This is a genomic window from Oerskovia douganii, from assembly GCF_015142735.1.
GTDB classification, from domain to species: Bacteria; Actinomycetota; Actinomycetes; order Actinomycetales; family Cellulomonadaceae; genus Oerskovia; species Oerskovia douganii.
Genome location: NZ_JACSPN010000019.1, coordinates 1,175 through 23,971 on the forward strand (window position 1 = coordinate 1,175; position 22,797 = coordinate 23,971).

Consider the following 22,797-nt stretch of genomic DNA (forward strand, 5'->3'; position numbering starts at 1 on the left):
GGGGGGGGGGGGGGCCCCTTCACCATGCCGGGAGAATCGTGGAACGTGCTCCGTCAGGCGTTGACGACCTCGGGGGTGGGGTTCGTGGATCCGTCGACGACCGCGGGGGCTGCGCCGAGCTGACGGAGGGCGTAGCCGATGAGGCCGAAGAGGACGCCGAGGCCCATGACCAGTGCGCTGACACCGTAGGAGACGACCGAGGTGAAGAGCGAGGCGCGAAGGAACGAGCCGTTCATGACGACCGCGCGGGTCGGGTCCTCCTTGTCGAGCTCGGCGTAGGTCTTGCCCTCGCTCATGTTGAGCGCGTGCTCGTTGATGATCTGGGCCTGCGCGAAGGCGGTGAAGGGCCCCTTGACCTCGGAGCCGGCGAACATCGACGCGTCCTCGGAGACGGTGATCTTCTCGGCGGCGAGCTGCGAGGTGATGGTGGCCCAGGTGCCCGCGCCGGCGAGCAGCAGGACGATGCCTGCGACGATCGAGAGCGTACCGATGAGGCGGACAGAGCGGGCGGGGCCAGCGGTGCGGGCGGTCATGATGATGTTGCTCCCAGAGGAAGAGGTCGGTGCGACCTGAGGTGAGAAGAAGAGGTGGATCCTCGTCGCGGACCCTATGTGGGGAGCGCTTCGATAAGTCGACTCTACGGGCCTTGTGAACGCCTTCACAAGCGCCTGGCTGTGGCCTGCGTCACGCGGAGGTGACAGAGTGTCAACGTGCGGAGAATCCGCGGAATGACGCGCGTCCGAGCGTAGGGCCAAAGGGAGTCTGACCACCGGGACGTAGGTCCTCGATGCCGTCCGGACCGTACCAGGCAGTGACGGGAGAGGACCCGATGAACCACAGGACGGACCACGACCTGGCACGCGAGCTCGAGGCCGTCGAGGAGGCCTGGGGACGAGCCATCGTCGCCGACGACCCCGACGCGATCGGCCGCTTCGTGACCGACGACTGGCAGATCATCGGCGAGGACGGCATCACGTCCCGCGAGGACTTCCTGAGCCTCGTCCGGTCGGGAGACCTCACGCACGAGTCGATGGGCAGGATCACGGGCAGCGTGCGAGACCTCGGAGACGTCGCCATCCTCACCGGACGCGGCACCAGCACCGGCCGCTACCGGGGGCAGGCGTTCGGCTCCGACGAGTGGGTCACCGACGTGTTCGTCCGCGGCGCCGACGGGTGGCTGTGCGTGCACACACACCTCACGGCCGCCCGCGACGAGACCTGACCCACGCGCCCACGCGCTCGAGCCCCCGCCCGTCCGCCAGGGCGGGCCCGGGCTCCCGAGGCGAGCGGCGGCGTCGGGCCTACGGCGTCCAGTCCGGACGGAGCGGGAAGTCCGCCGCCCCGCCCGGCTCCGGACGCACCGCGAGGACCTGGTGCAGCTGGATCTCGTTGCGCTCGAACGCCAGCCGCGACCCCGCCATGTACAGGCCCCACACCCGGGCCGTGCCGATCCCGACGTCGGCCACGCACTCGTCCCAGTGCCGCGTCAGGTTCGCGCACCACTCGCGCAGCGTCATCGCGTAGTGCTCGCGCAGGTTCTCCGCATGACGCACCTCGAGCCCCACGTCCTGCATGGTCGAGATGATCCGGCCAGACCCCGTGAGCTCGCCGTCCGGGAACACGTACCGGTCGATGAACCCGCCCGCACGGGGGCGGGCGGTGTTCGTCGGGCGCGTGATCGAGTGGTTGAGCAGCCGACCGCCGTCCCGCAGGCGCCCCTGGAGGAACGTGAAGTACGAGCGGTAGTTCGCGACCCCGATGTGCTCGGTCAGCCCGATCGAGCTCACCGCGTCGAACCCGGCCTCCGTGACGTCGCGGTAGTCGCCGTACCGGACCTCCGCGAGGTCACCGAGGCCCTCGGCCTCGATCCGCGCCTGGGCCCACTCGGCCTGCTGCCGGGACAACGTCACCCCCAGGGCCCGGACCCCGGACCGGGCCGCGTGCCGGACCATGCCGCCCCATCCGCAGCCCACGTCGAGCAGCCGCATGCCCCTGCGCAACCCCAGCTTGCCCGCGACCAGGGCGTACTTGTGCTCCTGGGCCTCCTCGAGCGTGGACTGCGGGGTGGGGAAGCACGCGCACGTGTACGTCATGGACGGCCCCAGGACGTGGGAGTAGAACGCGTTCGACACGTCGTAGTGGTGGCTGATCGCGTCGGCGTCGCGCCGGCGCGAGTGACGCAGGCCCTCGGTGAGCCGGCGCAGCCGCGACAGGTGCTCCTCCGGGGGTGGTTCGGGCGGGCGCAAGACCCCCAGGCCCAGGCCGCGAGCGATCCGCGCCGCCTCGGCAGGGCCCGGGCGGCGCAGCCTCAGCCCGTCCGCGGCCGCCCGGAGCAACGGGTACGGGTCCCCGCCCGGCACGCCCTCGACCTGCAGGTCGCCCGCCACGTAGGCCCGCGCCAGGCCCAGCCCGCCGGGCGCCGTCGCGACGTACCGCAGGCCGCGCTCGTTGGCCAGGTGCACGTGGAAGGGCGCCTCCACCGGACCCGCGCTCGACCCGTCGTACGCGCTGAACCCGAAGGGCAACGGGGCATCGGTGAGCTGGTCCAGCACGTCGGCCACCGCGATCTGCGTCATGCTCCCTGCACCGCCTTCTCGTAGAGGGTCGGCGTGCGTCCCGCCGGGTCGTACCGGTCCTTGACGGCCGCGTAGTCGAGGCCGCCGTACAAGGTGTCGAACGTCTCGCGCCCGTACGTGGACGTCGAGTACAAGGACTTGTGGCCGTGCCGGACCGCGACCGCCATCTCGATCTGACGGTTGACGTCGCCGTCACGTCTCCCCTCGGCGATCGGGACCCCGCCCCAGAAGCCCACGTTGACGTACGCACGGTGCGGCTCGAGCGGGTACAGCGGCCACGGCTCGGACGACGCGAGCCGCAACGGGCACAGCCACACGGGCGTCATGGGGACGTGCCCCGTGAACCACGCCATGAAGCTCTCGAGCTGGTCGAGCGGCACCTCGACGTCCTGCACGACCCGCTCGTTGCGTGGCCGGTGCCGCAGGTCCGCGAGCCTCCCCGTCAGGTCCCACCGCTCGTCCAGACCCACGATCCGCCGGTACACGTCCGAGCGCCGCCACCGGCGCGGCCACAGCCTGCGCACGACAGGGTTCTGCACCCCGAACGCGCGCGAGCACCAGAACCAGTCCGTGTCCCAGCGCCACAGGTAGTCGAGCGTGCGCAGGACGTCCGTGGGGCGCTCGGGCAGCGAGAGGTAGTAGATCCGCTGCCCCGTGTAGTCGCTCGGCGCGGGGCGCAGCGCGCGCGCCTCCTCGCGGGCCGCGTAGCGCCCCAGGCACAGGTACACCTCGCCCGGAGCGAACAGGACCCCGTCGCAGAAGTCGACGCGCTCGCCGTCCCACGACCCGTCCGCCGCGATCTTGGCGACCGCGGAAGCGACCTCTGCGACCGAGTGGAGGCGGACGTTGCGGAGCGCGACGAACGGCTCCGCCCGGTCGAGGCGCAACCGCACGCGCGTCGCGTAGCCCAGCGTCCCGTACGAGTTGGGGAACGCGTGGAACAGGTCGGCGTGCTCGCCCGTGGGCGTCGCCGTGACGACCTCGCCCGACGGCGTCAGCACGTCGATCTCCAGCGCCGCCTCGTGCGGCAGGCCGTTGCGCAACGAGCTCGACTCGATGCCGAGACCCGCCAGGGCGCCGCCGACCGTGATCGTGCGGAGCTGCGGGACGACCGTCGGGACCAGGCCGTGGGGGAGCGTGACCGCGACGAGGTCCTCGTACGTGCACATGCCCTGCACGTCCGCGGTGCCCGCGGCGTCGTCGACCGAGATCACCCCCGTCAGGCCCGACGCGTCGAGACCCGGCCCGGGAGACGGGCGTCTGGGGCGGAACAGGTTGGTCGTCCGCTTCGCCAGGCGCAGCGGACGATCGGGATCGACGGCGGCGGAGGAGCGCACCAAGGCAGCCACGGCCTGTTCATGCTGGTGCTCACCACGGACGGCAGTGTTCGCGGAGGCTGACACCTCACCCACTGTAGGACGGGCTGGCGGACCCGCCACCGGTGAGCGGGATCACACGGCTCCTCGACGGTCGCGCGAGGTCGGGAGAAGCAGAAGAGGCCCCTCGCGCGAACGCGAGGAGCCTCTTCCCGTGGGGTGAGTAACGGGACTTGAACCCGCGACCCCCTGGACCACAACCAGGTGCTCTACCAGCTGAGCTATACCCACCACGGCCTGCTCGGGTTCCGAGGAACCGTTCTAGCAGCCGTCGAAAAGTGTACCTGGTTTCTGAGGGCTCTCAGGACAGGTTTCCGGTGCCGGTCCCGGTCGGGGCGGGACCGAGGTCCGTGGCAGGGCTCTCGGCCGCCGCGTCGGTCCCGGCGGAGGGCGACTTCCCGAGCGTCGTCCCGACCGACGTCTCCTTGATCCGCTCGGCGATCGCCTTCGCGGTCCGGGAGTCCGTGCCGGGCTGCGGCACGAAGAGCGCCTCACGGTAGTAGCGCAGCTCGTCGATGCTGTCGAGGATGTCGCCCAGCGCCCGGTGCCCGCCCGTCTTGGCGGGGGACGCGAAGTACACGCGCGGGTACCAGCGGCGTGCGAGCTCCTTGATCGAGGACACGTCGACGATCCGGTAGTGCAGGTGACCCACGAGCTCGGGCATGTCCCGCTCGAGGAACGTCTTGTCCGTGCCGACCGAGTTCCCCGCGAGCGGAGCCTTGCCGGGCTCGGGGACCCAGGTGCGGATGTAGTCGAGCACGCGGGCCTGCGCGTCGGCCATGGTCGTGCCGCCGGGCAGCTCCTCGAGCAGACCCGACGTGGTGTGCATCTCGCGGACGAAGTCACCCATCTGCTCGATCGCCTCGGCGGGTGGCGTGATGAGGACGTCGACCCCCTCGCCCAGGACGTTCAGCTCGGAGTCGGTGACGACGGCGGCGACCTCGATGAGCGCGTCGGCGCCCAGGTCGAGGCCGGTCATCTCGCAGTCGATCCACACGATGCGGTCGTTGGTGTTCACAGGGCTCACGCCCACAGCCTAGGCCGTGAGGGACGACACGGCGGCCCGCCCTGCGAGCCGGACGGGCCCGACCTACGGTCGAGGTGGACCCGGGGGCACCCGTTCCCGGGTGCTCCACCACGACGAGAAGGAGACATCCATGGCTGACACCGACCTGGCAGGCCGTCGCGTCCTGGCGATCGTGACCAACTACGGCGTCGAGCAGGACGAGCTGGTGGTGCCGGTCGAGCACCTGCGCTCCGCGGGCGCGGAGGTCGACGTCGCGGCCGTCACGAGCGACGTGATCGAGACCCTCGTGGGCGACCAGGACCCTGGTGCGACCGTCGAGCCCACGCTCCGGCTGCAGGACGTCGACCCGGCGGGCTACGACCTGCTGCTCGTGCCCGGGGGGACGCTCAACGCCGACTCGCTGCGGCTCGAGGGGAAGGCGATCGAGGCGGTGCGGTCCTTCGCCACCTCGGGTCGACCGGTCGCCGCGATCTGCCACGGCCCGTGGGCGCTCGTCGAGGCGGACGTGCTCGCCGGCAAGACCCTCACGTCCTACCCGTCGCTGCGCACCGACGTCCGCAACGCGGGCGGCTCCTGGGTGGACCGCTCGGTCGTGACCGACGACACGGGCGGCTGGGTCCTCGTGACGTCGCGCACCCCCGACGACCTGCCCGACTTCCTGCGCGAGGTCGACGCGGCCGTGCGTGCGAGCGCCCCGCGCCCCTGACAGCCCCCAGGCCTCACCCGGACGGCGCGTCCCGGGCAGCGCGAAGGCCCTGACTCCCCGTGCGGGGAGGTCAGGGCCTTCGTCGTGCGGGCGCCCGGCGTGGAGCCGGGGAGCCGGGCCGGTTCATGCGGTGTCGCGGGGCCGGCGTGCCTCGCGGGTGTGCTCGGGCAGTCGCGTCGTCGTCCGACGCAGGTTCCTGCGGCGGAGGGTCTGCTCCTGGAGCTGTTCGCGCCGACCGAGGTCGGCGACGTCGAACATCAGCTGTGGATGCATGGTGGTGTCTCTCGTGACGTCGGATTCGTGGACCTGGCCGGGTCCTCCACCGCCCGGTACGGACCGGACGGGCGCCACCGCGGTGATGGGGGCCACACTTCCACCTCCTCGCCGAGCGGCGCACCCCTTTTTCTCCCTAGGCTCCTGGGATGAACCACGACGACGAGGCGCGCGACGCCCGAGGTGACGTGAGCACGGGGGAGAGCGCGCCGTCGGGCACGGGCGAGGTGTGGCGTGCGCGGCTCGTCGCCGCGCTGCCCGGACTGGTCCTGATCGTGATCGGTGTTCTGGGCTTCCTGGTCGTCTACGACTCGGTGCGCGAGCGGGAGGACCTCTGGTTCGCCGACGACGTGGTCCTGGACTGGATGGTCGCGCACCGCACCGCGACCGCGACCGCGGTCCTGACGTTCATCACGAACATCTTCGGGCCCGTGGTGCTGCCGATCGTCGTGGCCGCGGCCTGCCTGTGGTGGGGGCTCGCGACCAGGCGGTGGTGGGAGCCGGGGCTGCTCGTGGGGGCCATGATCGCGTCGACGCTCACCTCGACCCTGCTCAAGATGCTCGTCGCCCGGCCGCGGCCCGACGAGTCCGACATGGTCGTCGCGGGCGTCGAGCACAGCTTCTCGTTCCCGTCGGGGCACACGATCGGCGCGGCGACCCTGGTGCTCGTCGGCGGGTACCTCGTGTGGCGGCAGTGGAAGGAGGGGCGGCAGCGTCGGCTCGTGTTCGTCCTGTGGGTCGTGGTGAGCGTGGTCGTGATCGTCGTGGTCGGCGGGAGCCGGCTCTACCTCGGGTACCACTTCGTGACCGACGTGCTCGCGGGCGCGAGCCTGGCCGTCGCGGTGCTCGGTGGCGTGGTCGTGATCGACCGGCTGCACGACCTCGCGCGCGACCGGCCGCGAGCGATCGCCGCGGCCTGAGCGCCGCCCGAGCCTCGCCCTGAGGGCTCCGCACGGGTGAATTCCGCACGGGGGCGGGCTGTGGACCAGCCAGTTCCCAGGGGAACGCTCGAGTTCTCTCCGGCCCTCGCGTCCGGTCCGAGGGGTTGTGCACTACCTTGAGCGCGCACGACCGACCGCGCGCACCGGCTTCACGGCACCGCACGGCACGACCCGGAGGACGCGGTGATGGCGAAGAAGTCTGCTGGTGGAGCCCCTGGCCTGATCGCCCTGGTCGTCGGGGTCGCCGTCGCGTACTACGCGGTGACCTGGCCCTACCAGCTGGGGACCTGGATCGCGGTCGAGATGGGCGCCGGGCTGCCCTCGACGCAGCGGTCGGTCCTCGGGTGGGTCTTCGAGGTGCTCTACCTCGTGGTGCTCGCCCTGCTCGGAGGGCGGTGGCTGTGGGTGCGTCACCGCCGGACCGCCGGACCGCCGCCGTTCGACGAGGGCACGGCGGACCTCGTCCTCGCCATGATCGACGGCGCCGTCCCGCGCTCGGACGTCCGGGTGCCGGGCAGCGAGAAGGTCCGGCTCGTGCTCGACGGCGTCCGGCTCGTCGAGCCGCGGGGGCGCGCGGGGGCCAAGGTGCCCACGGCGGTCGGGCAGGGGACGCTGTTCGTGACCGACAAGGCCGCACGGTTCGTCGGGTCGGACGGGCGGGCGCGCGTCTGGAAGTGGGCCTCCGTCACCCAGGTCGTGCGGGGCGCCGACCACGTGCGCATCGACGTGGCGACCCGTGTCCTCGAGTGCGGGGTCGCGTTCCCGCGCGGGGCCGAGGTCGCGGGTGCCACCGCCGTCCTGTGGGCCACCCGCGCGGCGCAGGGGGCGAGCGCCGACGAGCTCGGTCAGATCGCCGAAGGGCTGCGGGAGACCGCCCGGTCGGTCGAGCGACAGGCCGCCGCTCAGCCCGCGGCGCCCCGGCCGCTCTCGCAGCGTGCGCGCCTCACCGCCGTCGCCGGGGGGGGGCCGCCCGGCGCTCGTGTCGACCGGCGCGGTCGCGGTCGCGATCAGGGCTTCGCCCGCCGCGGGCCCCGTGATCGAGGCCGACGCCGTCACGCGGAGCGACCTCCTCGACGCGCCCGAGGTCGGGCTGGTCGAGGTCGACCCCGAGGTGGTCGCGGCGAGCGACGCCGTGACCGCCGACCCGGCCGACCTCGTGCGCTTCGACGACGCGGTGGCGGGGGCGGGCGCCGAGACCGCGCTCGCCACGCTCGCCACGCTCGAGGTCAAGGGCCGCGCCCCGAAGACCGGGTACGACCGTGAGCAGTTCGGGCCCGCGTGGGCCGACACCGACCGCAACGGCTGCGACACCCGCAACGACCTGCTGCGGCGCGACCTGACCGGCGAGACCTTCAAGCCCGGCACGCAGGACTGCGTCGTGCTCACCGGAACCCTCGCCGACCCGTACACCGCGACGACCATCGCGTTCCAGCGGGGGAGCGCGACCTCGAGCGCGGTCCAGATCGATCACGTCGTCGCCCTGTCCGACGCCTGGCAGAAGGGTGCGCAGCAGCTCGACGCCGAGACCCGGAAGAGGTTCGCGAACGACCCGCTCAACCTGCTCGCCGTCGACGGGCCGGCCAACCAGGCCAAGGGCGCGGGCGACGCCGCGACCTGGCTCCCGCCGAACCGCGCCTACCGCTGCGAGTACGTCGCGAGGCAGGTCGCGGTCAAGGCCGCCTACGGACTGTGGGTCACGCAGGCCGAGCGCGACGCGATCGCGCGCGTCCTGTCGGACTGCCCGGGGCAGCTCCTCCCGACCGGTGACGGCGCCTACGCGGCCCAGGCGGCGCTCGAGCCCGCCGGCGACCCGGTGGTCCCGGTCGTGCCCGTGCCGGTCCCGGCGCCCGGGCCGGATCCCGTGGTGGTCCTTCCCGACCCGGCGCCCGTCGTGGTTCCCGACCCGGTGCCGGTCCCGCCGGCCCCGGCCCCGGCCCCTGCTCCGGAGCCCGAGCCCGCCCCGGTCGACGTCTACTACCAGAACTGTGACGCGGTGCGGGCTGCGGGGGCGGCCCCGATCGTCGATGGCGACCCCGGGTTCCAGCGCAAGTTCGACCGTGACGGGGACGGGGTCGGGTGCGAGTAGAGGATTCTAAAGAACCCTTGCGCAAGACTTCTTTAGAGTTGTAGCGTGCGGACATGCCGCTCACGTCCGACGACGACGCTCCCCCGCCCGCGCACGTCCCCGCGCCGGCGCAGCGCGAGGCGATCACGACCTCCGACCCGGAGCGCATCCGCGCCCTGGCGCACCCGCTGCGCCTCGCGATCCTCGACCTGCTCGACGACGAGGGACAGGCCACCGCGACGCGCTGCGCCGAGGTCACGGGGGAGTCGGTCGCGAGCTGCTCGTTCCACCTGCGCATGCTCGCCAAGTACGGGTTCGTCGAGCCCGCCGAGAGGATCGGCCGCGAGAAGCCGTGGAAGCCCGTGGGCTCGAGCCGGAACTCTCGGTACGACCCCGAGCAGCCCGGGTCGCTGCGGGCCACGGGGGAGCTCGCGCGCATGGTCGTCGACCGCGAGGCGGCTCGCGTCAAGGACTGGATCGACAGCGTGGCCCACGAGTCGCCGGAGTGGGTGCTGGCCTCGCTGATGACCAAGAGCTCGTTCTGGGCCACGGCGGAGGAGCTCGACGAGCTCTCGCGCGAGCTCGAGAGGATCACCGACCGCTTCGAAGGGCGCTGGGCTCACCCCGAGCTGCGGCCCGAGGGCGCACGGCCCGCGCGGTTCTTCGGCGTCGTCAACGCGGACCCGGCCGCCCCGGGGGCTCGGGCCGACGAGCCCCGCTCATGACCACGGACGCCGGGGCGGTGCCCGTCGAGCGCGCCCTGCGCACGCGCCCCTTCGCGTTCCTGACGGTCGCATGGGGCTTCACCAACTTCGCGGACTCGGTGCTCGCGATCATCTTCGCGGTCTGGGTCAAGGACCTCACGGGCTCGAACGGGACCGCGGGCCTGGTGCTCGCGGCCCTGGGCCTTCCCGCGCTCGTCTCGCCGCTGCTCGGCCAGGTCGCGGACCGTGTCTCGCGCCGGCGCATGATGGTCGTCGCCTACCTCGTCGGCGCGGTCTCTCTCCTCGCACTCTTCGCGGTCCGGGGCCCTGACCAGGTCTGGTTGATCTTCGTCGTCACGGTCCTCTACTCGGGGATCGGGTTCGCGACGGCCGCGGCCCAGTCGGGGCTCGTCCGCGACCTGCTGCCCGACGAGGCGCTCGGGCCGGCGAACGGGCGCCTCACGACGATCGACCAGACGTTCCGGCTCGTCGTGCCCGTCGTCGGCGCCGGGGTCTACGTCGCGGTCGGGCCGCTGCCGCTCGTCGTCGCGGCCGTCGTCGCGTTCGTGGTCGCGGCGTTCTTCGTCTCGCGCATCGTGCTGGTCGAGACGCCCCCGACCCCGCTGGCGGAGCGTGAACCGTTCCTCGCCGAGGTCACGGCGGGTTTCCGTCACCTGGTCCGTACCGCGCCGCTCGGTGTCCTGACGGTCGCGCTCGCGGTCGCGTTCGGGGCTGTGGGAGTGCTCAACGCGGTGAGCTTCGCGATCATCGAGAACGGCCTGGGGCTGGGCCCCGAGATGCTCGGACCGATCGTGAGCGTCCAGGGCGTCACGGCGATCGTCGCCGGGCTCACGGCGGCCCGCATGATCGGACGGATCGGGTCGCAGCGTCTGGTCGCGCTCGCGCTCGCGCTCGTGACGCTCGGCATCCTGCCCGCGCTGGGCACGAACCTCGCGGCGATCGTCGTGGGCATGGGCGCGATCGGGCTGGGCGTGACGTGGGCGATCGTCGGCTTCGTGACCGAGCGCCAGCTCAAGACCCCGGCCACGCTCCAGGGACGGACGTCGGCCGCGACGAACATGCTGCTCAACGTCCCGCAGCTCGTCATGACCGTGGTCGCGGCGGGCGCCGTCGGGGTCCTGGACTACCGCGTGCTCGTGGGCGTGACCGCTGCCGGGCTCGCTGCCTCGGCGCTGCTCGCCCTCACGGGTCCGCGCGCCACGACAGGGGAGGACGTCGCGGCGCGGTCCGGGGCGCCCGCGTCAGGTGCGGACGGGCCGAGCGCACCCGCGCAGCCGTAGCCGAGCATCCGCCCGGCGCCGGCCGCCTCGCGGACGGTCCCACGCCCGTCGCGCGGGTGCGGGAGTCACGGCCGAGGTGTCACAGGCGAGGTCCGGCCGGTGTCTACATGTCGACGGACGACCCGTCGACGACACCAGGGAGAAGCCATGACCACCGAAGCCAGGATCCCCACCAGAGAGGTCACCGGCGCGTACGGGGCGCTCGTGAAGCTCGCCGCCCGCAAGATGCTGGGCCACGTGCCCGCCTCGCTCGGGGTGCTGTGGCACCACCAGGGCGTCCTGAAGGGCGCCCTGCGGATCGGTCGCAAGGTCGACGCGTGGGACGCGCTCGACCGGGAGCTCGCGACGTACGCAGCCATGGCGGCGGCCGCGACGGTCGGCTGCGGTGCGTGCCTCGACCTCAACTACTTCCTGGCGCACGGCCACGGGCTCGACGCCGCGAAGGTCCGGGAGGTGCCGCGCTGGCGGGAGTCGTCGGTCTTCACCCCGCGCGAGCGCCGGGTCATGGAGTACGCGCAGGCCGCGAGCCTGACCCCACCTGCCGTGACCGACGAGCTGTCCGACGCGCTCCTGGCCGACCTCGGGCCTGCTGCCCTGGTCGAGCTCGCGGCGCGGGTGGCGTTCATGAACATGTCGGCCCGCATGAACGTCGCGCTCGGCATCCGCTCCGACGAGTTCGCGGCGGCCTGCGGGCTTCCCGCGCTCGCCGTGCCGTCGGCCTCGCAGGGCGCTGAGTAGGCTCGTGCAGGTGGCAGATGTCGCGCGCGTGGCCGACGACGACCCGTTCGTCGTCCATCGGAGGCTGCTCTTCACCATCGCCTACGAGATGCTGGGCTCGGCGGGTGACGCCGAGGACGTCCTGCAGGAGTCGTGGCTGCGGTGGGCGGCGTCCGACCGGTCCGAGGTCCGTGAGCCCCGCGCCTACCTCGTCCGGGTCGTGACCCGACAGGCGCTGAACCACCTCCGCACGGTGGCCCGTCGCCGCGAGGAGTACGTCGGCGAATGGCTCCCGGAACCGGTGCTGACCGGCCCCGACGTGGCGGACGACGTCGAGCTCGCGGAGAGCGTCTCGATCGCGATGCTCACCGTGCTCGAGACGCTCGGGCCGTTCGAACGAGCGGTGTTCGTCCTGCGCGAGGTGTTCGACGTCCCGTACGCGGAGATCGCGGAGACCGTCGGGAAGTCGCCGACCGCCGTGCGGCAGATCGCTCACCGCGCCAAGGGGCACGTCGCCGCGCGGCGGCCCAGGGTGCACGTCGTCCGCAGCGAGCACGAGGAGGTCGTGGCCCGGTTGGTCTCCGCGCTCAACTCGGGGGACGTCGACGGTCTTCTGAGCGTCCTCGCGCCGGACGTGGTCTCGGTCGCCGACGGCGGCGGCAAGGCACGCGGCGCGGCCCGGCGACCGATCGTCGGGGCGCAGCGGCTGGCGCGATACCTCGTGGGAGGGATGGCGAAGGCCGGTGGATCGCTGGTCGCTGCGCCGACCCGGGTCAACGGCCGGGCGGGGATCCGGATGGAGCTGGACGGGCGGCTCGTCGGCGTGGCGAGCCTCGTCGTGGTCGGCCGCCGCGTGACGGAGGTGTACACGACGGCGAACCCCGACAAGCTCGGCTGGCTCGACACAGGGGTCGACCTGGGCCGGTGACCCGGCCGGCGCCCGCAGCACGAGGGCACCAGCCGGACCGCCGGGCACGCCGGGCACGTGGCCCGAGGGTGAACTCACCCGACGCGTCGCCCCCCGGCGACGCACCCGGCGGCGAGTGGGCGCGCGCTCACCGGAATCGCGGCGTGCGACGGCTACTGTCTCCCGGATGGACTCGACACCACGCAGCACCTCGACACGGCGCACGACCTGGCAGGACCTCCCGCCACGGGTGCGCGAGGACGTCGAGGACGTCCTCGGCGGAGAGGTGGTCGAGGCCGTGAGCCAGGCCCCAGGGGCCTCTTCGGTGAGCGCGGACCGCGTGCGCACGGCCGGGGGAGCCAGGGCGTTCGTCAAGGCCGTGAGCCGGTCGCACGACGCCGTCGCCCACGACCTGCTGCGCCGCGAGCTCGACGTGCTGGGCCGCCTGCCCGACGCGGCGCCCGCGCCGCGCCTCCTCGGGGCGCACGACTCCGACGAGTGGGTCGCTCTCGTCATCGAGGACGTCGACGGTCGCCGCCCGACCCTGCCGTCCGAGCGTCGGGAGCTCATCGCGGTGCTCGGTGCGCTGTTCGAGCAGCCCGTGGTGCGTGCCCACGGTGCCTCGCCGTTCCCCGACGCGGCCCCCGAGCTCGCGCACACCTTCGCCGGCTGGTCCCGGCTGCGGGCCGACGACGCCCTGTCGACGCTGCCGTCCTGGGCAGCCGACCACCTCGACGAGCTCGAGGCGCTCGCGGCCGGGGCCGCCCGGGCGGTGCACGGCGACCGGCTCGTCCATCTCGGACTGCGCGTGGACGACGTGCTGATCGACGCGTCCGCCCGGGTGTGGGTCGTCGACTGGTGCTCGGCGGCGACGGGGGCCCGCTGGCTCGACGGCCTCACGCTGCTCCTCGACGCGCGCGCCGGGGGCAGCACGGTCGACGTCGACCGGATCGTGTCGTCCCACCCGTTGTTCCGGGGAGCAGCGCGCGACGACGTCGACGCGTTCCTCGCGGGACTCGCGGGGTACTTCCTCGACGCGGCACGGCAGCCCGCCCCGCTGGACCAGCCGACCCTGCGCGCTCTGCAGCGCAACCAGGGGGTCGCCGCGATCGAGTGGCTCGAGCAGCGGCGGGCATGATCAGCGGGGTGCGGGCGGGCGCAGGTCACCCGTTCCAGGGGACCTCGACGTCGAGCACCCAGGTCACCCCGAAGCGGTCCGTGAGCATGCCGTACAGCGGGGACCACTGAGCCTCCGCGAGCGGCACGAGGGTCGTGGCGCCGTCGGCGAGCCCGTCCCAGCAGCGGCGCAGCTCGTCGGGGTCCGTGCCGCGGACGGACACGAAGACCGGCATGACGCCGGGGTCGTGGCGCGTGTGCGAGGGGACGTCGTAGGCCATGACGCGGAACCCGGCGTCGGAGGTGACCTGGCCCCACATGATCTGGTCCGCCTCGGCGGGATCGGTCACGGCGTGCGCCTCGGCGTAGGTCACGGCGGCGAGGTCCCCGCCGAAGACCGACCGGTAGAAGGCCAGGGCGTCGCGGGCGTCGCCGCGGAAGTTCAGGTGCGTCGTGGTGGTGATGGTCATGTCGGCTCCTCGGGCGGTTCGTTCGCGGGGCTCGTGCCCCGTCGAGGACCACTGTGCCGATCCATGAGGTCAGTTCCTGTCCTCATGGTTCGTAGCATGGGGACATGTACCAGCCCGCCGGCACCGCCTCGCGGCTGCTCGCGCTGCTGTCGCTGCTCCAGGCACGCCGCGAGTGGCCGGGGCCGGTGCTCGCCGGGCGGCTGGGGGTCAGCCTGCGTACGGTGCGCCGCGACGTGGAGCGTCTGCGCGACATGGGCTACGAGATCACGGCCGGGCGAGGGTCGATCGGCGGGTACCGCCTGGACTCCGGCGCGGAGCTGCCGCCGTTGCTGCTCGACGACGACCAGGTCACGGCCATCGCCGTGGCGCTACGGGCCGTGCCGCTGGCGGGGGCGGGTGTCGACGAGGCGGCCGGGCGGGCGCTCGCCACGATCCGCCGCGTCATGCCCTCTCGGCTGCGTCACCGCGTGGACGCGCTGCAGTTCACGACGCTCACCGCCGACGCGCCCGCGAACCCGGCCGGTACGGCGGACGTGACGGACGACCTCGTGCTGCTGTCGACCGCGATCCGTGCGCGCGAGGTCGTGCGCTTCGACTACACCGCGGAGGCCGTCACCCGGACGGGCGTCGAGGGCGCAGCAGCCACCGCCGACCTGCTGCGACCGCCCCGGCGGGCCGAGCCGCACCACCTCGTGGCCTCGCGGGGGCGCTGGTACCTCGTGGCGTGGGACCTGGGGGTCGCGGACTGGCGGATCTTCCGGGTCGACCGCATGGCCCTGCGCGCGCACACCGGTCCACGGTTCACGCCCCGGACGCTCCCCGAGGACGACGTCCGGGAGTTCGTCGCGGCACGCTTCAAGGGGTGGTCCGCGAACGACTGGCCGTGCCGCGGGAAGGTGGTCGTCGACCTTCCCGCCCGGGCCGTGGCGCCGTTCGTGGAGGACGGCGTCGTCGAGGACCTGGGCCCGGACCGGTGCAGCGTCGAGGTGGGCTCGTGGTCGTGGGTCGCCTTGGCTGCGCTGCTCGGACGCTTCGAGGCCGATGTGCACGTGCTGCAGCCGGACGAGCTCCGGGTGGCGTTCGGGGAGCTCGCCCGGCGGTTCCAGCGGGCCTCGGAGCCCGGCGACCGACCTCGGTGACCCGCGTGGCACCGCGACCTCAGTCGTCGAACCCGCGCGCCCGCAGGGCCTCGCCCAGCGCGTCGGCCTGCCGCATCGAGCCCACGACGAGCGGCACCGCGAAGGCCCGGACGTCGCGCTCGCGGCCGCGGGCCCGCTGGGCGTCGCGGACGCGACCGGCGAGGTCGGCGATCACGGGCACGCTGCGCAGCGCGAGGGCCAGCACCAGCGCGATGCGCTCGACGTCCACACCCACGCGCGCCAGGGGCGAGAGCCCGCGCTCGATCGCCGCGAGCAGGTCGCTGACCCGTGTGGTGCACGTGACGAGCCCCGCGAGCGCCACGAGGACCACGAGCCGCGTGCTGAGCACCGCGGCGGAGGTGAGGTCCATGAGCCACCACTGGAGCGCGAAGACGACGGGCAGGAACATGCGCAGGGGACGCACCTGGCCCCACGCGGCGCGGGGCCCGAGGCCGGCGAGCGCGTAGAGCCCCGTGACCACGAGGGTCGCGGTCCCGACGCCCGCGGGGGAGCGGACGAGCAGCAGGGCGAGCGAGCAGAGCATGAGCGCGGCGAGCTTGGGCCCGGCGGGGGCGCGGTGCAGCAGCGAGCGCCCGACGACGTAGGCCCCGGCCGCGTGGCTCGTCGCCCGGTGCGGGGTGGTCGTCGGCGCACCGGTCACGGTCGCTCGTCCAGGAGTCGGCGGTAGTACGCGATCGCGGGGGCGGGTTCGTCGTCGGCCACGACCTGCCCGTCGTCGATCACGAGGACGCGGTCGTAGCCCGCCATGAGGTCGAGGTCGTGCGAGACGAGCACGACCTGCTGCGGGATCTCGGCGAGCAGCGCGGCGACGCGGCGCGTGTTGCGCAGGTCGAGCAGGGTCGTGGGTTCGTCGGCGACCACGAGCCGCGGGGAGGTCACGAGCACGGACGTGAGCGCGAGGAGCTGCTTCTGCCCGCCGGAGAGCAGGTGGGCGGGGTGGTCGGCGTGCCCGTCGAGGCCGTGGCGGGCGAGCCAGTCCGTGACGAGCCGGTCGCGCGCGGGACGGTCGTGCTCGCCGCGGCGCAGGGAGTAGGCGACGTCCTCGGCGACGGTCGGCATGACGATCTGGGCGTCGGGGTCGGAGAACACGAAGCCCACGCGCCGGCGGACCTGGCCGCCCGAGCGCCGGGTGTCCAGGCCGTCGACGCGGACGGTCCCACGCGTGGGCAGGACGAGCCCGTTGAGCAGCCGGGCCAGGGTGCTCTTGCCCGAGCCGTTGGCCCCCACGATCCCGATGCGCCGCTCCGTGAGGTCCACGGTGATCCCGCGCAGCACGTCGCGCTCGCCCAGGCGCACGTGCACGTCTTCCAGCCCGACGACGCAGCCCACCTCGGGCGGCGCGGTCGTCTGATCCTGTGCTCCCGTCGCTGCCGTTGTCCGCATGCTCGTCCCTCTCATCGGACCACCTCGAACAGGGCGCTCACTCCCAGCCCGCCGCCGACGGCTGCGGCAGTCAGCCCGAGCGAACCCGTCGGTGCGCCCGAGCGCACGAGCCGCGAGAACAACCGAACGACCGACACGGCCCCGCTCGCTCCCCACGGGTGGCCCAGGGCCAGGGCGCCGCCGTCCGCGCAGAGGCGCGCGTCGTCGTCGGGCAGGGAGAGGGCGTCCGTGAAGGCCAGGACCTGGGCCGCGAACGCCTCGACGAGCTCGATCGCGGCGAGGTCGTCGATGCCTCGGCCGGTGCGCGCGAGCAGCTCCCGCACTGCCGGGACGGGCCCCCACCCGGGCAGGCGCGGGTCCGACCCGCGCGTCACTCCGCGCACGAGCCGCAGGCCGGGCAGGCCCAGCCTCGCCCGCACGTGCTCGGGCACGACCGCGACGACCGCCGCCCCGTCGCTGATCGGGCTCGCGTTGCCCGCCGTCACCGCGCCGCCCGGTGTGAACGCCGACGGCAGGCGCGCGAGCAGCGCGGGGTCCAGCGCCCGGGCGCGCTCGTCGCGTGCGAGGTCGCCCACCGCGACGGCCTCGGCGTCGAAGCGGCCCGCCGCGTGAGCCGCCAGGGCGCGTGCGTGCGAGCGGACGGCGTAGGCGTCCTGGCGCTCGCGGCCGATGCCCAGGTCGCGGGCCAGGGTGTCGGCGGCGGCCCCCATGTCGGGGTCGCCGTACTCGGGCGGGGTGAAGGGCGCGCGGTCGTACGGGATCGGGGGAGCGGTCGAGCCTCGTCGGGGGCGGCGCGCGCGCAGGGGCGCGGTCGACGGGCTCTCGACGCCGCCCGCCAGGACCAGGTCTCCCTCGCCCGCGCGGACCCCGTGGGCCGCGAGGAGGATCGCGGCCAGCCCGCTGCCGCACTGCCGGTCGACCGTGATGCCCGGGACCTGCTCGGTGAGCGGTCCCGCGGGGTCGTCGAGCGCGGCGGCCAGCACCGCGACCCGCGCCAGGTTCCCGCCCGGTCCCGTGCAGTTGCCGAGCGCGACGTCCTCGACGGTCAGGCCGTGGCTCGCCGGGAGGTCGGCGAGGGCCGCCGCGAGGACGGGCGCCGCGAGGTCCGCCGCGCCGACGTCGGCGTGCCCGTGGCCCGCCGTCCCGATCCACGTGCGCCGGGCCGCGACGATCACGGGGGCGCTGCTGGCGCTCACCGCAGCGCCTCGTACGCGGGGCCGCCGGACAGCAGGGCTTCGCTGATCGCGCCGCGTGCAGCCTTGCCCGACGGCGTCCGCGGCAGCTCGCGCACGCCGTACCAGCGCCGCGGGCGCTGGGCCGTGGAGAGCGAGGCCCGGGCGACCCGTTCGAGGTGGGCGCGCAGCCCTGGCCGGTCGGCGCACTGGACCACGGCCGTCACGACCGCGCCCAGGCGCCGGTGCGGGGTGCCGACGACCACGACGTCCTCGACGCCCGGGATCGCGCGCAGGACGACCTCGACGTCCTCCGGGACCACGGTCGCGCCCCCCGTGAGGATGGCGCCGTCGCCGCGTCCGCGCAGCACCAGCGGGGCGCCCCGCTCGCCGGGTCCGGGGACCTCGGCGAGGTCGCCCACGGTGCACCACTCGCCGTCGCGGCGGAACGGGCCGGTCGCGTGCGCGAGGTAGCCGTGCGCGACCCACGGCGAGCGGACCCACACCTCGCCCAGCGTCGCGCCGGGCAGCTCGCGCACCTCGACCTCGACCCCGGGGAAAGGGCGCAGGCCCGTGCCCTCGGCGTCGATCGCGACGAACGACAGCTCGACGGCCCCGTAGTACGTCACGACGGCGACCCCGGCGCGCGCCGCGCGCTCGCGCACGTCCGTGGGCAGCGAGGCGCCGCCGACCACGGCGGTCCGCAGACGGCTCGGGGCCCCCGCCTCGATCGCGTCGAGGATCGGTTCGAGCGCCGAGGGGACGAGGTGCACGACGTCGGAGGTCGCCAGGGCCGTCGTGATCGCAGCGTCCCCCGTGGCGAGCTGGACGCACGCCCCGGTCGCGAGCGCGTGCACGGCCGCGAAGCAGTAGAGCGAGGACGCGAGCGGGCCGGGCACCAGCACGGTGTCCTCGGGCTTGGTGCCCGTGAGGCGGGCCGCCGCCTCGAACGACCCGACCCACGAGCCGCGCGTGCGGACCACGGCGCGCGGGCGACCCGTGCTGCCCGACGAGAACCCGGCCCATGCGAGGTCCGAGGCCGAGGGCTCGGGGTGAGCGACGTCGTCGGGCCCGCCCGGGGTGCTCAGCGGGGTCAGCGCGTCCAGCGCGGTGCCCCGCGGGAGCGGGACCTCGACGAAGCCCGCCGGGGCGATGGTCCGCAGGACCTCGGCGCGCTGGGCCCGCGACCACGAGTGGTCGCAGACCAGGGGGGTGGCTCCCGCGAGGTCGACCGCGAGGAGGGCCGTGAGGAGGTCGACCGGGTCGGGCAGCGAGATCGCGACGACGTCGCCCACGACCGTCCCGGTCGCCCGCAAGAACTCCGCTCCCGCCACGACGTCCGCGGCGAGGGCTCGGTAGGTGCGGGAGCGTTCCGGTGAGCGCAGCGCGCAGCGACCCCCTGCGGAGCTGCGGGCGTGCGCGATGACGGTGCGGGCGACGGGCATGAGGGGATCGTAGGTCGATCAGGCCGCGGGGCTCGCGGCGGGCAGGTTCATCGGTGCCTTCGCGTCGTGACGCAGCGGCGACGCCGAGGGGTAGGCGCGGACCACGCCGACCGTGACGGAGGCCGCGATCACGGCCTTGAGGAGGTCGCCCGGGAGGTACATGAGCGACCCGGTCGCGACGGTCTGGAGCGGGAAGCCCGTGACGAGCGCCTGGAGCGGGATGCCCAGGGCGTACATGACGAGCATGCCGCCCACGACGCTCGCGACCAGGACCCGCCAGAACGTCAGGGTGCGGAAGCGCTCGACGATCAGGCCGACGACCGCAGCGCCCGCCACGAACCCGATCAGGTAGCCGACCGACGGGCCCACGAAGACCGCGGGGCCGCCGCGGCCGCCCGACAGGAGCGGGAGGCCCGCCGCGACCAGGGCGAGGAAGGTGAGCATCGCGAGCGCACCGCGCCACGCGCCCAGGAGGGCACCGGCGAGCATGACGCCCAGGGTCTGGAGCGTGATCGGGACCGCGTTGCCGAACAGGGCCAGCGAGCCGGGCATGCCGAGGACCGCGGTCAGCGCGGCGAAGGTCGCGATGCGGGCGGCGTCGGCGGCGGTGAGGCGCCAGCGGGAGGTCGCGGAGGTCTCGGAGCCCGCACTGCGGGGTGCCGGCTCGTGCGACACCGGTGCGTCGGGGTGCTCGCCGCCGGGGACGTCAGCGGGCAGTTCTGCGGGCAGGTCGGTGCGCACTGAGCGGGCCACGGGGTCTCCTCGGGAAGGGCGTGAGGTGCCGGGTGGCACGTGTCCACTCTTGTCGGGGACGGGGCGCCGGCGCGTCGGCGTCATGGATCACGGAGTGCTGGGAGCGTTGGGGGAAGTCGACAACCGGTTGGAGGAAACCTCCAACCGGGGCCTTTCGTGGGGGTCCCGGCTTGAGGAATCGTCCCGGCGCGGGTCTAGGGGCGGAGGTGGCGACGCCCCGCGACCTGCTGGGCCACCAGCGCGATCGCCGCACCGACTCGCCTGCGCAGGTATCGCTCCTCGGTCACGGTCCAACGGGGCGAGCAGTCGTCCTGCCCGACGAGCCACGGGACGCACGCCACGGTGAGCTTGTCGTGACAGGCGTCCGCGACGCGCCCACGGTCTCCCCAGGGTGTTCCCGTGCTGCGCGCCATGTCGCCTGCCAGGTTCCACGCGTTCAGAGCCGCCTCGGCATCCAGGGCTCGTCGGCGAGCCAGCCACTCGAGGGCAGGAGTCAGGTCCATCCGCGTCACCTCGTCGTGAGCCACTTCCCAGCCCTCGACGGCCGCCGCGGCGAAGCAGGCCTCGGGGCTCATCCACGTGAGCACCCTGCCGCTGCGCGTCGCGACGACGTCGCCGCCGTCGGCCCCCTCACCCCACCACAGGGTCGTGGACCTGTCGTTGCGCACCACCTCGAGAACGTAGCCGGACAGAGGGCCGGCTGATGCTGTGCTCATACCGGCATCCTGCCCCCTCGAGGGGGCAGGATGCGCTCGTCGATGTGCGTGGTCGTCCGGCCGCACCCCGTTCCCGGTCGGGACGGCCCCGGGGGGTGGGGTGTGTCGTTCGCGCAGTCACCACGATTGTTGCGACGACGCGAACAACGCACCCCACCCCCGGGGAGCCGGACGCGGTGCGACGACCCGCCCTACTTCTTCTCGTGCAGCAGCCCGAACTCGCTGAGCAGCTCTCCGATCTCGGTCGCGTCGATCCTGCGCAGCAGGCGGTTGCGCAGGATGCCGGGGCCGGGGATGTGCAGCTCCTCGCCGTCGCGCAGGCGTGTGGTCGCGGCGAGCAGCTTGCGCACGTCGTAGGTCGAGTTGAAGACCTCGGGCACACCCCGCTCGATTCCGAGGAGCTGGTAGGCCGCCTCCATGCCGGTACGCACCGAGTACTCGGTCGTGAAGATCGTGTCGCGCGTGGTCTCGGCGAACTGGCCGATGAACGCGAAGTTCACGGCCCCCTCGGGGACGACGTCGGGGCGGTCGCCTGCCCGGCGGGGCAGGAAGAACGAGGTCACGTACGGCATCATGACGGGCACCGTCATGGCACCCGTCGCCGCGAGCTCGGGGATCTCCTCGACGGGAACGCCCAGGTGGTAGAGCCACTCCTGGGTGATCTCCTCGCCCGTGCACTCCTGCATGGGCTTCTTGACGAAGTCCCCGGGGGTGTCGACGAACAGCGAGTAGACCCAGGCCACGATCTGGTCCTCGGGCTGCTGCTTGAAGTGCGGCTGCCGGTTGACCGTCCAGCTCATGAGCCAGGACGAGTCGCGCACGGTCACGATCCCGCCCGTCACGACGCCGCCGCTGAACGGGTCGCGCTTGGCGATCTTCTGGATGTACTCCGGGATGCGGGCGTCTAGCGTGGTGACGGTCGCGGACTCCCACTTGCTCTCGGGGATGTTGGTGCAGAACACCTCGGGGCGCCCGAACGACGGGTCGCGCCGGGCGATGTTCTTCCACAGGTCCCAGGCCGGGGCCGGGCCCTCGTCGAGCTTCGCGGCGGTGTGGTGGTCACCGTCGTCGGAGTTCTCGGTGAGCGAGCCGATCGTGGTGAGCACCAGGTCGTCCTCGCCCAGGTCGACGCCGCCCTCCTCGCCGTCCTTGATCCAGTGGATCCGCGTCGCGAGCTTGCGCTCGGGCGTGATGTCGAAGTCGATGTCCGTGACCTCGGTCTGGAAGTGGAACGTCACGCCCTGGTCGATGAGCCAGCGGGTGAGCGGCAGCACGAGCGACTCGTACTGGTTGTACTTGGTGAACTTCAGGGCGCTGAAGTCGGGCAGCCCGCCGACGTGGTGCACGAACCGGTGCAGGTACAGCTTCATCTCCAGGGCGCTGTGCCATTCCTCGAACGCGAACATGGTGCGCCAGTAGAGCCAGAAGTTGCTCGCGAGGAAGTCCTTGCCCAGGACCTCGTTGATCCGCTTGCCCTCCATCTCCTCGCGGGTCGCGAGGAAGAGCTTGACGAGGTCCTTCTGGGCCTTGTCGTTGAGCGTGAAGAGGCCGTCGGTGTGCGCGTCCTGCCCCTGCTTCTCGGTCACGCGCTGCAGGGAGAAGTTCGGGTCGTCCTTGTTGAGCCAGTAGAACTCGTCGAGGACCGACGCCCCGTCGATCTCGATCGACGGCACCGACCGGAAGAGGTCCCACAGACATTCCATGTGGTCCTCCATCTCGCGTCCGCCGCGCACGACGAATCCCTTCTTGGGCTCCCGGATGCCGTCGAGGGCGCCGCCCGGCAGCTTGAGGCGTTCGAGGATCGTGATCCGGCTCCCGGGGACCTGCCCGTCACGGATCATGAAGGCTGCCCCGGACAGGGACGCGAGGCCGGCGCCGACGAACCAGGCCGACTTCCTCTCCGCTCCCTCGGGCTTGCGCGGTCGCGCGAACGCCTCGTAGTTGCCGCTGCTGTAGAACATGTGCCATTCCCTTCATCGACGGATCTTC

General features: G+C 73.3%; 23 protein-coding genes and 1 tRNA gene. 10 read left to right on the forward strand and 14 right to left on the reverse strand.

Annotation, left to right across the window (positions count from 1 at the left end):
- Positions 1 to 53 precede the first annotated feature (53 nt).
- Positions 54 to 533 (reverse strand): aromatic ring-opening dioxygenase LigA, encoded by a 480-nt coding sequence (locus H9623_RS13910; RefSeq protein WP_193720642.1) that lies wholly within the window; start codon positions 531 to 533, stop codon positions 54 to 56.
- A 296-nt stretch (positions 534 to 829) separates the two neighbouring features.
- Here H9623_RS13910 and H9623_RS13915 point away from each other — a divergent pair, with 296 nt between their 5' ends.
- Entirely contained in the window at positions 830 to 1,222 is a 393-nt protein-coding gene (locus H9623_RS13915) for a nuclear transport factor 2 family protein (protein WP_193720643.1), read from the forward strand.
- Positions 1,223 to 1,301: 79 nt separating this feature from the next.
- Here H9623_RS13915 and H9623_RS13920 read toward each other — a convergent pair whose 3' ends face one another.
- The 4 genes from H9623_RS13920 to orn all read right to left on the reverse strand — a co-directional run bounded on the left by H9623_RS13920 (position 1,302) and on the right by orn (position 4,979).
- Entirely contained in the window at positions 1,302 to 2,576 is a 1,275-nt protein-coding gene (locus H9623_RS13920; protein WP_193720644.1) for a class I SAM-dependent methyltransferase, read from the reverse strand.
- A complete protein-coding gene (locus H9623_RS13925) occupies positions 2,573 to 3,979 on the reverse strand; it encodes an FAD-binding oxidoreductase (protein ID WP_321575445.1) in 1,407 nt (468 codons plus the stop codon). The genes H9623_RS13920 and H9623_RS13925 overlap by 4 nt, the downstream gene beginning before the upstream one ends.
- Positions 3,980 to 4,107: 128 nt before the next feature.
- A tRNA-His gene (locus tag H9623_RS13930) sits at positions 4,108 to 4,183 on the reverse strand.
- Between the two features lie 70 nt (positions 4,184 to 4,253).
- Positions 4,254 to 4,979, reverse strand: a complete 726-nt coding sequence (gene orn, locus H9623_RS13935) for an oligoribonuclease (RefSeq protein WP_193720645.1) — start codon at positions 4,977 to 4,979, stop codon at positions 4,254 to 4,256.
- 130 nt (positions 4,980 to 5,109) lie between these two features.
- Between orn and H9623_RS13940 the strand changes: the two genes are divergently transcribed.
- Complete coding sequence (locus H9623_RS13940; RefSeq protein ID WP_193720646.1) at positions 5,110 to 5,685, forward strand: type 1 glutamine amidotransferase domain-containing protein; 576 nt, start codon at positions 5,110 to 5,112, stop codon at positions 5,683 to 5,685.
- Positions 5,686 to 5,808: 123 nt separating this feature from the next.
- Here the strand turns inward: H9623_RS13940 and H9623_RS13945 are convergent, their stop codons facing one another.
- Positions 5,809 to 5,958: a hypothetical protein gene (locus tag H9623_RS13945; protein WP_193720647.1), complete on the reverse strand. Its 150-nt coding sequence runs from the start codon at positions 5,956 to 5,958 to the stop codon at positions 5,809 to 5,811.
- 149 nt (positions 5,959 to 6,107) lie between these two features.
- Here H9623_RS13945 and H9623_RS13950 point away from each other — a divergent pair, with 149 nt between their 5' ends.
- The 7 genes from H9623_RS13950 (at position 6,108) to H9623_RS13980 (ending at position 13,731) form a co-directional block, all read left to right on the forward strand.
- Positions 6,108 to 6,878 (forward strand): phosphatase PAP2 family protein, encoded by a 771-nt coding sequence (locus H9623_RS13950; protein ID WP_193720648.1) that lies wholly within the window; start codon positions 6,108 to 6,110, stop codon positions 6,876 to 6,878.
- Between the two features lie 1,000 nt (positions 6,879 to 7,878).
- Positions 7,879 to 8,985, forward strand: coding sequence for a GmrSD restriction endonuclease domain-containing protein (locus H9623_RS13955; RefSeq protein ID WP_321575446.1), 1,107 nt, complete (start codon positions 7,879 to 7,881; stop codon positions 8,983 to 8,985).
- 53 nt (positions 8,986 to 9,038) lie between these two features.
- Positions 9,039 to 9,689: an ArsR/SmtB family transcription factor gene (locus tag H9623_RS13960; RefSeq protein ID WP_193720650.1), complete on the forward strand. Its 651-nt coding sequence runs from the start codon at positions 9,039 to 9,041 to the stop codon at positions 9,687 to 9,689.
- On the forward strand, positions 9,686 to 10,969 hold the full coding sequence (locus H9623_RS13965) for an MFS transporter (RefSeq protein ID WP_193720651.1): 1,284 nt from the start codon (positions 9,686 to 9,688) through the stop codon (positions 10,967 to 10,969). Before H9623_RS13960 ends, H9623_RS13965 begins: the two co-directional genes overlap by 4 nt.
- A 147-nt stretch (positions 10,970 to 11,116) precedes the next feature.
- Positions 11,117 to 11,707 (forward strand): carboxymuconolactone decarboxylase family protein, encoded by a 591-nt coding sequence (locus H9623_RS13970; RefSeq protein ID WP_193720652.1) that lies wholly within the window; start codon positions 11,117 to 11,119, stop codon positions 11,705 to 11,707.
- A 10-nt stretch (positions 11,708 to 11,717) separates the two neighbouring features.
- Positions 11,718 to 12,614 (forward strand): RNA polymerase sigma-70 factor, encoded by an 897-nt coding sequence (locus H9623_RS13975; protein ID WP_321575447.1) that lies wholly within the window; start codon positions 11,718 to 11,720, stop codon positions 12,612 to 12,614.
- Between the two features lie 166 nt (positions 12,615 to 12,780).
- On the forward strand, positions 12,781 to 13,731 hold the full coding sequence (locus tag H9623_RS13980) for an aminoglycoside phosphotransferase family protein (protein WP_193720653.1): 951 nt from the start codon (positions 12,781 to 12,783) through the stop codon (positions 13,729 to 13,731).
- Positions 13,732 to 13,756: 25 nt separating this feature from the next.
- Here the strand turns inward: H9623_RS13980 and H9623_RS13985 are convergent, their stop codons facing one another.
- Positions 13,757 to 14,179: a VOC family protein gene (locus H9623_RS13985; RefSeq protein WP_193720654.1), complete on the reverse strand. Its 423-nt coding sequence runs from the start codon at positions 14,177 to 14,179 to the stop codon at positions 13,757 to 13,759.
- Between the two features lie 104 nt (positions 14,180 to 14,283).
- Between H9623_RS13985 and H9623_RS13990 the strand changes: the two genes are divergently transcribed.
- The gene (locus H9623_RS13990; protein WP_193720655.1) at positions 14,284 to 15,318 is read left to right on the forward strand and encodes a helix-turn-helix transcriptional regulator; all 1,035 of its coding nucleotides are present in this window, start codon (positions 14,284 to 14,286) and stop codon (positions 15,316 to 15,318) included.
- 19 nt (positions 15,319 to 15,337) lie between these two features.
- Here the strand turns inward: H9623_RS13990 and H9623_RS13995 are convergent, their stop codons facing one another.
- From H9623_RS13995 to H9623_RS14025, 7 genes are all read right to left on the reverse strand, one after another.
- Positions 15,338 to 15,979: an energy-coupling factor transporter transmembrane component T family protein gene (locus H9623_RS13995; protein WP_193720656.1), complete on the reverse strand. Its 642-nt coding sequence runs from the start codon at positions 15,977 to 15,979 to the stop codon at positions 15,338 to 15,340.
- Positions 15,976 to 16,722 carry an energy-coupling factor ABC transporter ATP-binding protein gene (locus H9623_RS14000; protein ID WP_193720657.1) on the reverse strand — a complete coding sequence of 249 codons (747 nt, stop codon included), beginning with the start codon at positions 16,720 to 16,722 and terminating at the stop codon, positions 15,976 to 15,978. The genes H9623_RS13995 and H9623_RS14000 overlap by 4 nt, the downstream gene beginning before the upstream one ends.
- A gap of 11 nt (positions 16,723 to 16,733) precedes the next feature.
- Complete coding sequence (locus H9623_RS14005; RefSeq protein ID WP_193720658.1) at positions 16,734 to 17,918, reverse strand: thiolase family protein; 1,185 nt, start codon at positions 17,916 to 17,918, stop codon at positions 16,734 to 16,736.
- A complete protein-coding gene (locus H9623_RS14010; protein WP_193720659.1) occupies positions 17,915 to 19,339 on the reverse strand; it encodes a class I adenylate-forming enzyme family protein in 1,425 nt (474 codons plus the stop codon). The genes H9623_RS14005 and H9623_RS14010 overlap by 4 nt, the downstream gene beginning before the upstream one ends.
- An 18-nt stretch (positions 19,340 to 19,357) precedes the next feature.
- Positions 19,358 to 20,092, reverse strand: coding sequence for a biotin transporter BioY (locus H9623_RS14015; protein WP_321575448.1), 735 nt, complete (start codon positions 20,090 to 20,092; stop codon positions 19,358 to 19,360).
- 194 nt (positions 20,093 to 20,286) lie between these two features.
- Positions 20,287 to 20,808 carry a hypothetical protein gene (locus H9623_RS14020; RefSeq protein ID WP_193720660.1) on the reverse strand — a complete coding sequence of 174 codons (522 nt, stop codon included), beginning with the start codon at positions 20,806 to 20,808 and terminating at the stop codon, positions 20,287 to 20,289.
- A gap of 191 nt (positions 20,809 to 20,999) precedes the next feature.
- A complete protein-coding gene (locus H9623_RS14025; protein WP_193720661.1) occupies positions 21,000 to 22,769 on the reverse strand; it encodes an oleate hydratase in 1,770 nt (589 codons plus the stop codon).
- Positions 22,770 to 22,797 lie beyond the last annotated feature (28 nt).

Excerpts from the sequence above, each read along its gene's own strand:
- H9623_RS13980 (WP_193720653.1), top strand. The coding sequence starts at position 12,781 with ATGGACTCGACACCACGCAGCACCTCGACACGGCGCACGACCTGGCAG.
- H9623_RS13950 (WP_193720648.1), top strand. The coding sequence starts at position 6,108 with ATGAACCACGACGACGAGGCGCGCGACGCCCGAGGTGACGTGAGCACG.
- H9623_RS13940 (WP_193720646.1), top strand. The coding sequence starts at position 5,110 with ATGGCTGACACCGACCTGGCAGGCCGTCGCGTCCTGGCGATCGTGACC.
- H9623_RS14000 (WP_193720657.1), bottom strand. The coding sequence starts at position 16,722 with ATGCGGACAACGGCAGCGACGGGAGCACAGGATCAGACGACCGCGCCG.
- H9623_RS13920 (WP_193720644.1), bottom strand. The coding sequence starts at position 2,576 with ATGACGCAGATCGCGGTGGCCGACGTGCTGGACCAGCTCACCGATGCC.
- H9623_RS13915 (WP_193720643.1), top strand. The coding sequence starts at position 830 with ATGAACCACAGGACGGACCACGACCTGGCACGCGAGCTCGAGGCCGTC.
- H9623_RS13985 (WP_193720654.1), bottom strand. The coding sequence starts at position 14,179 with ATGACCATCACCACCACGACGCACCTGAACTTCCGCGGCGACGCCCGC.
- H9623_RS13945 (WP_193720647.1), bottom strand. The coding sequence starts at position 5,958 with ATGCATCCACAGCTGATGTTCGACGTCGCCGACCTCGGTCGGCGCGAA.
- H9623_RS13910 (WP_193720642.1), bottom strand. The coding sequence starts at position 533 with ATGACCGCCCGCACCGCTGGCCCCGCCCGCTCTGTCCGCCTCATCGGT.
- H9623_RS13970 (WP_193720652.1), top strand. The coding sequence starts at position 11,117 with ATGACCACCGAAGCCAGGATCCCCACCAGAGAGGTCACCGGCGCGTAC.
- H9623_RS14010 (WP_193720659.1), bottom strand. The coding sequence starts at position 19,339 with ATGCCCGTCGCCCGCACCGTCATCGCGCACGCCCGCAGCTCCGCAGGG.
- H9623_RS13965 (WP_193720651.1), top strand. The coding sequence starts at position 9,686 with ATGACCACGGACGCCGGGGCGGTGCCCGTCGAGCGCGCCCTGCGCACG.
- H9623_RS14025 (WP_193720661.1), bottom strand. The coding sequence starts at position 22,769 with ATGTTCTACAGCAGCGGCAACTACGAGGCGTTCGCGCGACCGCGCAAG.
- H9623_RS13960 (WP_193720650.1), top strand. The coding sequence starts at position 9,039 with ATGCCGCTCACGTCCGACGACGACGCTCCCCCGCCCGCGCACGTCCCC.
- H9623_RS13990 (WP_193720655.1), top strand. The coding sequence starts at position 14,284 with ATGTACCAGCCCGCCGGCACCGCCTCGCGGCTGCTCGCGCTGCTGTCG.
- H9623_RS14020 (WP_193720660.1), bottom strand. The coding sequence starts at position 20,808 with ATGAGCACAGCATCAGCCGGCCCTCTGTCCGGCTACGTTCTCGAGGTG.